Source organism: Streptococcus pneumoniae (assembly GCA_040719455.1).
GTDB lineage: Bacteria > Bacillota > Bacilli > Lactobacillales > Streptococcaceae > Streptococcus > Streptococcus pneumoniae_G.
Genome location: JBFDTN010000001.1, coordinates 31,092 through 43,350, shown reverse-complemented (window position 1 = coordinate 43,350; position 12,259 = coordinate 31,092). Strand labels below are relative to the sequence as shown.

At 41.9% G+C, this 12,259-nt stretch carries 10 protein-coding genes and 1 pseudogene; 7 read left to right on the top strand and 4 right to left on the bottom strand.

The window, feature by feature from the left end; all coding sequences use genetic code 11:
* Window positions 1–239 precede the first annotated feature (239 nt).
* The 6 genes and pseudogenes from AB1I63_00175 to AB1I63_00150 all read left to right on the top strand — a co-directional run bounded on the left by AB1I63_00175 (window position 240) and on the right by AB1I63_00150 (window position 6,481).
* A pseudogene (locus AB1I63_00175) lies at window positions 240–284 on the top strand (hypothetical protein).
* Complete coding sequence (locus AB1I63_00170; protein MEW4353310.1) at window positions 274–2,406, top strand: HAD-IC family P-type ATPase; 2,133 nt, start codon at window positions 274–276, stop codon at window positions 2,404–2,406. Before AB1I63_00175 ends, AB1I63_00170 begins: the two are co-directional and overlap by 11 nt.
* A 456-nt stretch (window positions 2,407–2,862) precedes the next feature.
* The gene (locus AB1I63_00165; GenBank protein ID MEW4353309.1) at window positions 2,863–3,579 is read left to right on the top strand and encodes an ABC transporter ATP-binding protein; all 717 of its coding nucleotides are present in this window, start codon (window positions 2,863–2,865) and stop codon (window positions 3,577–3,579) included.
* Between the two features lie 9 nt (window positions 3,580–3,588).
* Entirely contained in the window at window positions 3,589–5,103 is a 1,515-nt protein-coding gene (locus AB1I63_00160; GenBank protein ID MEW4353308.1) for an ABC transporter permease/substrate-binding protein, read from the top strand.
* 357 nt (window positions 5,104–5,460) lie between these two features.
* Entirely contained in the window at window positions 5,461–6,207 is a 747-nt protein-coding gene (locus AB1I63_00155; protein ID MEW4353307.1) for a tRNA1(Val) (adenine(37)-N6)-methyltransferase, read from the top strand.
* Complete coding sequence (locus AB1I63_00150; GenBank protein ID MEW4353306.1) at window positions 6,197–6,481, top strand: GIY-YIG nuclease family protein; 285 nt, start codon at window positions 6,197–6,199, stop codon at window positions 6,479–6,481. The genes AB1I63_00155 and AB1I63_00150 overlap by 11 nt, the downstream gene beginning before the upstream one ends.
* 85 nt (window positions 6,482–6,566) lie before the next feature.
* Here AB1I63_00150 and AB1I63_00145 read toward each other — a convergent pair whose 3' ends face one another.
* The 3 genes from AB1I63_00145 to AB1I63_00135 form a co-directional block, all read right to left on the bottom strand.
* On the bottom strand, window positions 6,567–7,088 hold the full coding sequence (locus AB1I63_00145; GenBank protein MEW4353305.1) for an isoprenylcysteine carboxyl methyltransferase family protein: 522 nt from the start codon (window positions 7,086–7,088) through the stop codon (window positions 6,567–6,569).
* Window positions 7,089–7,198: 110 nt separating this feature from the next.
* Window positions 7,199–8,131 (bottom strand): PfkB family carbohydrate kinase, encoded by a 933-nt coding sequence (locus AB1I63_00140; protein MEW4353304.1) that lies wholly within the window; start codon window positions 8,129–8,131, stop codon window positions 7,199–7,201.
* 121 nt (window positions 8,132–8,252) lie between these two features.
* Complete coding sequence (locus tag AB1I63_00135) at window positions 8,253–9,881, bottom strand: polysaccharide biosynthesis protein (protein MEW4353303.1); 1,629 nt, start codon at window positions 9,879–9,881, stop codon at window positions 8,253–8,255.
* A gap of 85 nt (window positions 9,882–9,966) precedes the next feature.
* Between AB1I63_00135 and AB1I63_00130 the strand changes: the two genes are divergently transcribed.
* Entirely contained in the window at window positions 9,967–11,412 is a 1,446-nt protein-coding gene (locus AB1I63_00130; protein MEW4353302.1) for a UDP-N-acetylmuramoyl-L-alanyl-D-glutamate--L-lysine ligase, read from the top strand.
* 109 nt (window positions 11,413–11,521) lie between these two features.
* On the opposite strand, the gene AB1I63_00125 is transcribed toward AB1I63_00130, so the two are convergent.
* Window positions 11,522–12,187 (bottom strand): DUF1803 domain-containing protein, encoded by a 666-nt coding sequence (locus AB1I63_00125; GenBank protein ID MEW4353301.1) that lies wholly within the window; start codon window positions 12,185–12,187, stop codon window positions 11,522–11,524.
* Window positions 12,188–12,259 lie beyond the last annotated feature (72 nt).

Genomic DNA, 12,259 nt, shown 5'->3' with positions numbered 1-12,259 from the left:
CTCCTCTAAAATAAAGAAGAGAGTTGGCATTTTTTCCGAAAAACTGATAAGATAGTAGGTATGGATAAAAAAGAATTACAGGGGCTAACTTCACAAGACGTGAAGGAGAGACTAGCCCAAGGTTTAAGCAACGATTTTTCAGCAGATACCAGCACCAGCACTTGGCAAATCATCAAGCGCAATGTCTTTACACTATTTAATGCGCTCAACTTTGCGATCGCTATTGCTCTTGCCAGCGTGCAAGCTTGGTCAAATATGGTCTTTTTTGCCGTCATCTGCTTTAACGCCTTTTCAGGTATTGTCACAGAACTGCGTGCCAAACACATGGTCGATAAGCTCAATCTCATGACCAAGGAAAAGGTCACGGTTCTTCGAGATGGCAAGATTGAAAAGATTGTTCCTGAAGACTTGGTTCTTGATGATGTGATTGAACTATCTGCCGGTGAGCAAATCCCTAGTGATGCGGTGATTTTAGATGGCTTTGCTGAAGCCAATGAAGCCATGCTGACAGGAGAGAGTGACCTAGTCAAAAAAGCAAAAGATGACCAGGTGCTCTCGGGGAGCTTTTTAGCAAGTGGGCACGTTTGGGCTAAAGTGATTCATGTCGGAGAAAACAACTACGCGGCAAAACTCATGATGGAAGCAAAAACCGTCAAGCCGATTAACTCTCAAATCATGAAATCCCTCGATAAGATTGCTGGCTTTACTGGGAAAATCATCATTCCCTTTGGAATTGCCCTCTTTTTAGAAGCTCTTCTTATCAAGGCTCTGCCTGTCAAGGATTCTGTGGTCAATTCTTCAACCGCACTGCTTGGTATGTTGCCAAAAGGAATCGCTCTCTTGACCATAACCTCGCTCCTCACCGCGGTTATCAAGCTCGGCATGCGAAAAGTCTTGGTTCAAGAAATGTACTCTGTCGAAACCCTAGCCCGTGTAGATATGCTCTGCTTGGACAAGACAGGAACGATTACCCAAGGAAAAATGCAGGTTGAAGACGTTGTTACTCTCTCTCCTGATTTTTCAAATGAAGATGTCGCTTCTATCCTTAGTAGCTACATGGCTTATAGCGATGACAATAATCCGACGGCTCAAGCCATCCGAAAAAGATTTACGGAAAAGGCGAGCTATACCGTCGGTCACATCATTCCATTCTCAAGTGATCGTAAATGGGGCGCTATGGAAATGGAAGGAATCGGTACAGTCTTTTTAGGGGCACCAGAAATGCTTCTACAAGAAGAATTAGAAGCCGCTCACGCTGCACAAATGCGTGGTTCTCGTGTCTTGACCTTGGCAGTCAGCACCGAAACAATGGACTACCAAAACATGGTTCTCCCAGAAGAGATTACACCAGTTGCCGTCCTTGAAATCACAGATCCTATCCGCGATGGGGTGGAGAATACCCTTGAGTATCTACGCAGTCAAGATGTTCATTTGAAAATTATCTCAGGTGACAATCCTGTGACCGTTTCAAATATTGCCCAAAAAGCAGGCTTTAGCAACTACCAAAGCTATGTGGATTGCTCCAAAGTCACAGATGAAGAATTAGTTGCTATGGCTGAACAGACAGCAATCTTTGGTCGTGTATCCCCTCACCAAAAACGCTTGATTATTCAAACTTTGAAGCAAGCAGGACACACCACAGCCATGACTGGAGATGGGGTCAATGACATTCTTGCACTTCGTGAAGCGGATTGTTCAATTGTCATGGCAGAGGGCGACCCTGCTACTCGCCAAATTGCCAATCTCGTCTTGCTCAACTCTGACTTCAACGATGTCCCAGAGATTCTCTTTGAAGGTCGTCGTGTCGTAAACAATATCGCACGGATTGCTCCTATTTTCTTCATTAAGACCATCTACTCCTTCCTCCTTGCTGTGATCTGTATTTCCAGTATCCTCCTTGGACGAGCAGAATGGCTCTTAGTATTTCCTTTCATCCCTATTCAAATCACGATGATTGACCAGTTTGTCGAAGGTTTCCCACCATTTGTTCTCACCTTTGAGCGCAATATCAAACCTGTGGAGCATAAATTCTTGAAAAAAGCGATTTTCAAAGCTCTTCCGAGCGGTCTCATGGTTGTCTTTAGCGTCTTATTTGTCAAAATCTTTGGCAATATGGTTGCCTGGAGCGAGCTAGAAGAGGCAACCCTTCTCTACTACCTACTTGGCTCTATCGGCTTTATGTCCGTCGTCAGAGCCTGCCTACCACTCAATCCATGGAGAATCGGATTGATTTTATGGTCAACTCTAGGTTTCTTCGGGTCTGCGATTTTCCTACAAAAGCTCCTCGAAATTGCAACCCTCACCAGTCAAACCCTGCCTGTCTATTTTGCCTTGATGGTCATCTTTGCCATCCTCTTTATCAGTATCAATCACTGGCAGACTACAAAAGAAAAACGAATTGTATAAAAATAATGAGGTTAGGACAACAGTTCCAACCTCATTATTTTTATAATTTGAATAGCTTGACAAAGTAGTTGTCGCTAGATTCAATGCCCCAGTGGATCTTTTTACGAGAACAGAAATTTTCAAGCAATTTATCCATGATAGTGATAAATCAATTCTCTACAAGCCACGTTATCCTTGCGAGATATGGGAATGGGACTCAATCGCGATCTCGAAGAAATCAATTTTGCTCCTTCTCTCTTTTTTCTATTTTCGTAGCAGAATTTTGACCTTCTATTTTATAAGTGGTACACTGAATACAGCCTCTCTAAGTCTCTATATTATTCATTTAATGATTGTGAAATACATTCTGAAAATCCCACATTCTACTTGCAAAGGTTATTTTTATATAGTAAGATATATTTAGAATGTTTTTATATAGAAACAATAAACTAATCTGATTAGAAAGTTAGGTATACCATGATTGAATTTAAACATGTGAGTAAACAGTTTAACGGCAAATACGTGCTGAAAGATCAAGCCTTTACTATCCGCGACGGAGAATTTTTTGTCCTGGTCGGTGCAAGCGGTAGCGGTAAAACGACGACACTCAAAATGCTCAACCGCTTGATTGAGCCAGATGAGGGGGATATCTATCTGGATGGCAAGCGCCTAAAGGACTATGATTTGCGGGAATTACGCCTCTCAACCGGCTACGTTCTGCAACAAATCGCCCTTTTTCCCAATCTGAGTGTAGCAGAAAATATTGCCCTAATTCCTGAGATGAAAAAATGGTCCAAAAAGGAGATTGAAGCACGCACCAAGGAATTATTGGAATTGGTCGGACTGCCTGCTGAGGACTACCTCCACCGCATGCCGAGCGAACTCTCTGGCGGGGAGCAGCAACGTATCGGAATTCTACGTGCCATTATCGCCCGTCCCAAGGTCTTGTTGCTAGATGAGCCTTTTAGTGCTCTTGACCCAATTTCTCGTGAGCAGTTGCAGGACTTGGTTAAGCATATCCAACAGGAATTTCAGATGACCATGATCTTTGTGACCCATGATATGGCTGAAGCCATGAAGCTGGGCGACCGCATTGCCATTATGGATCAGGGAGAAATCCTGCAACTGGACACCCCTCAGCGCATCCAAGAAGCGCCTGCGACCCAGTTTGTCGCTGATTTCTTTCATGTATAGGAGGCTGCTATGAACGACTTGATTCAAACCTTTTTAGACCGCAAAGATGACTGGATTTTGGCCCTTGGCGAACATTTGCAGATCTCTTTTGTGGCACTGGCTTGTGCAATTTTAATCGCCATTCCTCTTGCCATTCTCGTCTCTAAACGTGAACGTTTAGCCAACCTCCTCCTGCAATTTACAGGTATGCTCCAGACGATTCCGTCTCTAGCTATTCTAGGTCTTCTGATACCGATTTTTGGGATTGGAAAAATTCCTGCTATTTTGACCTTGATTGTCTATGCAATTTTCCCGATTCTGCAAAATACAGTGACTGGCTTACAGGAAATTGACCCGTCACTCCAAGAAGCAGCAACTGCCTTTGGGATGAACCGCTGGGAAAAATTAAAGAAATTTGAAATCCCACTTGCCGCCCCCGTCATTCTCTCTGGGATTCGGACGGCAACCGTGCTCGTCATCGGAACGGCAACGCTTGCTGCTCTCATCGGGGCAGGTGGGCTCGGTTCTTTCATTCTGCTAGGAATTGACCGCAACAACAGCTCCCTCATTCTGATTGGAGCCATCAGCTCGGCTATTTTAGCCCTCCTCTTTCACTACTTAATTGGCTTAGTTGAAAAACGCAGTCTCAAGACCATGTTCTTCTCCTTTATCGCCCTCTTTTGTATCAGCTCGATTTCCCTCTTCCCTATGTCTATGATGATGCAGGATAAGGTAGTCATCGCTGGAAAATTGGGGTCTGAGCCTGAGATTTTGCTCAATATGTATAAGGAATTGATTGAAGATCAGACCGATATCACGGTAGAATTAAAGCCCAACTTTGGGAAAACAACCTTTGTCTACGAAGCCTTGAAGGCGGGGCAAATCGACATCTACCCTGAATTTACAGGGACGGTGACCTCTACTCTCTTGAAACAGCCACCGACCACCTCTACCGACCCAGAAGAGGTCTATCAGGCAGCCCGCAAGGGAATTTTCGCCCAAGACAAGCTCATCTATCTCAAACCCATGCTTTATCAAAATACCTACGCCCTTGCTGTCAAGGAAGACTATGCTAAAGAACACGGACTCGAGACAATTTCTAATCTAACAAAGGTTCAGGCAAGCGCAACGGCTGGCTTTAGCTTGGAATTTAACGACCGTGAAGACGGAGGCAAGGGCTTGAAGGACCGCTACAAGCTGAACCTAGATGTTAAGACTCTCGAGCCTGCTCTCCGCTACAAGGCGATTGACAACGACAATGTCCAAATTATCGACGCCTACTCGACCGATAGTGAATTGCAAGAATACCACCTCAAGACACTCAATGATGACAAGCAGCTCTTCCCACCATATCAGGGAGCTCCTCTCCTACGCGAAGAAACGCTGAAAAAATACCCTCAACTCGAGGGCATTCTCAATCAGCTGGCTGGAAAAATCACCGAAAAAGACATGCAGGACATGAACTATCAAGTCAATGTCGAAGGCAAATCCCCAAGCCAGGTCGCAAAGACTTATCTGAAAGAACATCACTTAATTGCAAACTAATCACAACGAGACTGAGACAAAAAAGTACTCAGTCTCGTTTCTTTTACCATTTAAACAAGGTAACACAATTTTAACTGACTTGTAAAATGGTGATAAATCAAGGACAGTCAAGAAAGTGATTGCTCATACTTGACTATAAACATTCGAAAACGAAATTGACACAGTCTGTTTCAATGATACCGCAACTTCTCTCTTTTTTAAAGTCCATTTGATTTAGTGCTAGACAACGAGGGCAGGCAAGACGAATGAACAAGATCATAGTTGAAAATAAAATGGCTATAAAAGATAGGGAGTAGTCCTTTTCCACTTATATAATTAGTTGGAAAAGTTTTTTAATCGTGCTATAATGGAGACATGATGAAACAAGTTCCATTGAAAGACGGGGAGCGAATCAATCAGCTCTTTTCTACTGACGTCAAAATTATCCAAAATCGAGAAGTCTTTAGCTACTCAGTAGATAGCGTCTTGCTTTCTCGCTTTCCAAAACTACCAAAACGCGGACTCATCGTTGATTTATGCGCTGGAAATGGAGCCGTAGGTCTTTTTGCGAGCACTTATACCAAAGCCCCCATTATTGCCGTTGAGATTCAAGAGCGTCTTGCAGACATGGCACAACGCTCCATTATCTTAAATGGTCTAGAGAATCAAATGCAAGTCATCCAAGATGATTTAAAATACCTGACCAATTACATCACAGGTAGCAAGGTAGATTTAATGCTCTGCAATCCTCCTTATTTTAAAGTGGATAAGCAGTCCAATCTCAATGAAAGTGAACATTACCTCCTAGCCCGTCATGAAATCACAACAAACTTGGAGGAAATTTGCCGTGTGGCCCAGCAAACACTTAAATCTAACGGCAGATTAGCGATGGTCCATCGTCCCGACCGCTTTTTAGACATTTTAGATACGATGAAGGCTCATAACTTGGCACCTAAGCGTATCCAGTTTGTCTATCCAAAAATGCACAAAGAGGCAAATATGCTGCTCATTGAGGCTATCAAAGATGGTTCACAGGACGGTCTAAAAATACTTCCACCCCTCTTTGTCCATCAAGAAGACGGCAGCTACACACCAGAAATTCATGAGATTTATTATGGAAACTAAGGCTTATATGTATGTGCTCGAATGCGCAGATGGAAGCCTTTATACAGGCTATACGACAGACCTTGATAAACGTATTAAAATCCACAATAGTGGCAAAGGCGCCAAGTACACTCGTGCCAGACTTCCCGTCAAGCTCCTCTACTATGAAGAATTCTCAAATAAGCCTTCGGCTATGTCAGCTGAAAGTCGCTTTAAACGCAAAAAACGCCAGCAAAAATTAGAATATATCCGGCTGAAAGATACAAAAACTCCTCCTATTTCTGACATAAAATAGGAGGAGTTTTCTAATTTCTAACTTTTATAGACGTTTAATTTTGATTGAATACAAGGCAACGAATTAACGACCTAATAAACGAAAACTAAATGACTTTATTTGGTAAAATAACGGTCTCTAGCAGGTATTCTTCTTCTCGAATCCGACATATGAGCACCCAAGCATAGAAGGGACTAAGTATAATCGCCGTCACCCAAGCATGGCAGAGTAACACCAAACCAAGCAATTCTGGAATGATATTTAAGTAATAATTTGGATGTTTGACCAAGCGAAAGAGTAGATGATCATTATAGCGATGATTTTTTGCAATCATCAATTTCACAGTCCAAATTTCTCCTAAAATCGATTGGACTAGATAGAGCATACCCATTGAAAAAATTAGAAGAAAAATCCCTAAAGTTCCCACAGTATCTACCACACTATGCCGCACAAAACTCTCGATACTTGCAAAGAGGTAAAATGAAATATGTAGTACGGTTAAATACTGGCTATTTCTAGCTCCATATTCCCTCCCACCATTTTCCAAAATCTTACGCTCATGCTGAATCGAAATTTTCAAAAAATAGAGTCGTAAGCAAAATACAACAAGAACAATACTAATCACCATACGGCTGTCTCCTTTTCATGCATTTGATTTTTCAAGCTTTTTTATTATATAAAGAAGTCAGTCCATCGGTCAATAGGTTTTTGAGATTTTACTTTTTCACGAGAGGAAACTTAGAGAATCCTTAGGTTTATCTCACTAGCGATTCTCTCCACATCTGCTGGATCAACCTTGGGAGTCCACTGCAGGCAATTCGCCGTTGCATAAGCACAGGCACGAATAACAGCCTCACGATCCACTTTACCACGATTGGCTAAGGCATGGCAGAGACTTCCCAAGAAAAAGTCTCCTGAGGCAATCGGATTTTTCAGCTCAATCTTAGGGAATGTAAGGTGGAACAAATCTTCCTCCAAGCGCGCTACAACACCTTTTCCACCCATTGTCACAATGAAAAATGGAATCTCCTTGTAAACTTCTAGCAAGGAAGCCACTTCTTCTGCTGTATCAGTTGATTGCCCTGTTAATTCTTTCAATTCCTCATCATTGATTTTTACGACCTTAGGCTGTGCTTTTAGGGCTGCCTTTAAAGCAGCGCCACTCGTATCGACAATCAAATCGACATGAGAAGGCAAGGCTGCTGCAACTTGAGCGATATAGTCCTCTGGCATTCCTTTCATGAGAGATCCTGAGAAAACCACACTATCTCCTACTTTAACAGAGTTAAGCAGCTGGTCAGTAAATTGCGCCAATAACTCCTCGTCTAAATCAAATCCTGCTTCATAGAGTAAATAGGTCTTTTTTTGTACCGTATCAATCATAATACTGCAAGTCCGCGTATTTTTTCTCACCTGTGTAACAACAAGCGGAATTTCTTGATTTTGATTGAGTTCTGAGATATAATCCCCCATTTTTCCACCCAACATGGTGTGAATACAAAATGGACGACTCTCTTTCGTTTTCTCTTGATTTAGGACATAAGCGACATTAAAACTTTTTCCACCCGCATTTTCATGCACTTCTGTGGGACGATTGACCACATCTTCTGCGAAATTTTCTATCAAAATGGTACGGTCTAAAGCTGGATTTGGACACACTAAATGAATCATCGGCAACTCCTTTTATTTTTTAATAATGTTATTATAACATTATTTTCTTATTTTGCAAGTGTTTTAAAGGAAATCTATGTATCTCTAAGTGGATAAAAAAAGAAGATCGACATCTTCTCTTTTATCGAATATGAAGCTTTGTACGAAGGCTTGCTGCTCTGCTCCCTAAAAACTTATCAAGCAAGCGTGTCAGAAGTCCAAGATATAAATAGACAAAGACACCGAGCCCTCCGATGATACCAAGGTAGATAAAGTTGGTCAAACGCCCTTGTGGCTGGAAAATCCAACCAAGTAAAAACTGAGCTAGACTAACGACTAAAGCCATGATGATGGTTAGAATTAGCGCTAACAAACTACGTCTGATAATAACCGTCGAATGAAGTCCTGTCACGCGCTTTATGTGACGATACATCAGTACAATCGGAATCAAGAGACCGATTGTAGTTGACAACAAAGGACCATAGGCTTGAAATAGGAAAATCAACGGAGCCTGCAAAGCAATTTTTACTAAAAATCCATAAAGGAAATACATCACTGCATCTCGGTTTTGGAATAAAGACTGAATCATAGGTGATAAAACCATATAAGTTCCTAGTAAAATTGTTTGCGAAATCGCAAAGACAAAGAGCCCCAAAGCCAAGGGGTCTGGTTGACCATAAAAGACCGTATAAAGTGGCTCTGCAAGAAGCACAGAACCCACTGTCGCAGGAATGAGAAAGGCTAGAAGCATGCTCAAATTATCCTGCACCAGTCGTGCAACAGCTGCTCGGTCCCCTTTGACGTAGTTTTCAGTCAACAGCGGAATTCCCACCCCACCGATAGAGGTTGCCACAGCAATCAAAATCATGGTAATTTTATTCGGATTAGCTGAGAAATAGCTAAACATAATGGTCAAATCAGACTTACTGTAATGTGTAATATCTCGCATGACATTGATAAAGGTCATCTGATCGATAATCTGGAATAACTGAATGGCGGATCCTGTGATAATAAAGGGAATTGCCTCACGAATCGTATCAATCAGCAAGCTCCGACTGTCAATCGCATTTGCTTCCTCAGACTTTTTCAAAATCGAAGTAAGCATGCCTTCCTGCCATAAAAAGTAAAGGAGAACAGCCATGCTGGCGAGCATTCCCATAAAGGCTGCAAAGGTTGATTGGGTGACAGCTTCGACATAATTTTTGGACCCTAGATTCATAATCAGATAAGCTGTTAAAAGCATCCAAATCACCCGCATCACTTGCTCAGCAATCTGACTCATGGCATAAGGCTTTAGATTATTGAATCCTTGGAAAAATCCTCGAATAACACTCATGGACGGAAAAATTAAAACCGCCCACGAAAGACTTTGCATGACAGGAATCAAGTCCTTACCAACTCCTGATTTTTCAGCTAAAAGCGGGGAAAATACATACATGAGAATCGCAAATATGCCTCCTAGTAGCAGCATAAATTTCAAAAATTCTCGAATCAAGGTGAAGCTGTGTTCTGGCTTACCGATGGTATTGTACTTTGCGACCTGCTTTGCGACCGCAACGGGCACTCCCGCTGTCGAAATCAAGAGAAACCAAGCATAAATATTATAACCCATCGTAAACAAGCCATTTGCTTCGGCTGCATGCGGCTGCATCCAGATATACCAGGGGATAATATAAATCGCTCCCAACAAACGACTGATAAAATTACTAGCTGTTAACCAAGCCGTTCCTCTAAGCATCTGTTCCTGCTGGCTTTTTTGTTGTTCTTGCATACTAAACCTCTAAAATTCTTCTCTTCTTATTATAAACTTTTCCTTTCCGCTTGTAAAACATGACCCTTAGGTTTATAATGGAATCATGATTAAAATTGAAACTGTACTTACTATTTTAAAAAACGATCAGAACTTTCGAGAAATCATCTCAAACGGACAATATCACTACACTCTAGAGCAAATCACGTTTGAAAAGATTAGCTATGATAGTCGCACTGTGGATCAATCCACCCTCTTTTTTGTGAAGGGAGAGAATTTTAAAGCTCAATTTTTAGAACAAGCTATTAAAGCTGGCTTAGCCTACTATATCAGTGAAGTAGATTTTGAGGTAGGAATCCCTGTCATTTTAGTCAATGACATCAAGCAAGCCATGAGTTTAATTGCCATGGAATTCTACGGAAATCCTCAGGAAAAGCTCCAGCTAATCGGCTTTACAGGAACGAAGGGCAAAACCACAGCAGCTTATTTTGCCTATCAAATTCTCAGTCAACAGCACAAACCAGCTCTCCTTTCGACCATGAATACGACACTTGATGGCAAGACATTCTTCAAGTCTGCTCTCACCACCCCTGAGAGCCTTGACCTTTTTGCCATGATGGCGCAAGCCGTGGAAAATGGTCGTACCCACCTCATTATGGAAGTGTCCAGTCAAGCTTATCTCAAAAAACGCGTCTATGGCTTAACCTTTGATGTCGGAATTTTTCTCAATATCAGCCCTGACCATATCGGACCGATTGAACATCCGAACTTTGAAGATTATTTCTACCATAAGCGACTACTCATGGACAATAGCAGAGCGGTGATTGTAAATAGCGGTATGGACCATTTTGATGTGGTGAGAGAGCAAGCTTTAGAGCGCGATTATGACTTTTATGGACCGAATTCTGAAAATGACATCACGGATTCTAAAGCCTTTTCATTTGAAGTTAAAGGTCTACTTGCGGGGACATATGACATTCTGCTCATCGGTCGCTTTAATCAAGAAAATGCTATTGCTGCAGGACTCGCTACACTCCGGCTCGGTATTTCCTTAGACGACATCAAAGCTGGTATTGCAGCGACACGCGTTCCTGGGCGTATGGAAGTCTTGACTCAAAAAAATGGTGCAAAAGTCTTTGTCGATTACGCTCATAATGGCGATAGCCTTGCAAAACTGCTATCTGTCGTAGAAGAACATCAGACAGGCAACGTCATTTTGGTCTTAGGAGCAACGGGGAATAAGGGAGAAAGTCGTCGCAAAGATTTTGGACTTCTTCTCAATCAACACCCTGAAATCGAAGTCATTCTCACAGCAGACGACCCTAATTTTGAAGCTCCGACTGACATTGCCCAAGAAATCGCTAGCTATATTGACCATGATGTGACCATTATCCCAGACCGCAAGGCTGCTATCTATGAAGGGCTTCATCGTACAAAAAGTGCAACAGATGCTCTGATTCTTGCTGGAAAAGGCGCTGACGCCTACCAGATTGTCAATGGGGAAAAAATGCCCTACGCAGGGGATTACGCTATTGCAGAAAGCTATATTTAAAAGGCAAGGACTTCGTCCTGCCTTTTTTGGGTTTCGTATAGTCATTTAGTTTTAATTTATTACGTCATTACCTCGTACTAAATAAAAACTAAACAACTATAAAAACTATTCACGATGAAAGGTGAGATTTACAAAAACGTAAGTTTTCCTTATCCACATCCATGGTCAGCTCATACTTACCTGCCTCGTTTTGGGCGATATACCCTAAAATCACTAAGCTATCCACAAAAATATCGCGGCGTTTTTGTGGAACTTGATCTTTCTTGACAAACTTTAGTAGAAAAGTTGTCATGTACTTGAGAGCATATTCAGGATTCACATCGCCCAATACTCGATAAAGCTTTTCCTGCTCAAAAGACATAGGATAGCCGTGCTTTAGCTTGTAGAAATAATTAGACAAGGTCAAGCTATCGCGAAATACCCTGGTTTCTTCCTCTATGATGACTTCATTCGTCTGATTGCAAATCTCTGTATGAAAGACGAGCTTTTGAAGCTCTGGATAAAGAGGATTATCCATGCGAATAAATAATTCCTGATCAAGCTTCACATCGTCCAGACTTTCCACAAAAGGAAGCGTGATAGAATATCGTTTATTTTCCCGCTTGATCAAGCCCTCTTTGATATACTGGTCCAACAGACGATCCAGATGAAGAATATCCGCAAATTCTCGCTTGATTTCCCGCAGAATCACATCCTCATGCTGGTCCAGATACTGAATCAAGTCTTGAAAAAAACTCGATTTGGTCAATTTACTAGGATGATACACTTTAATCATAACATTATTATACCACACAAATCAGATGACATTTAACGAAACTTATAACTTCCTGAGTTGCCCCTTAACCTC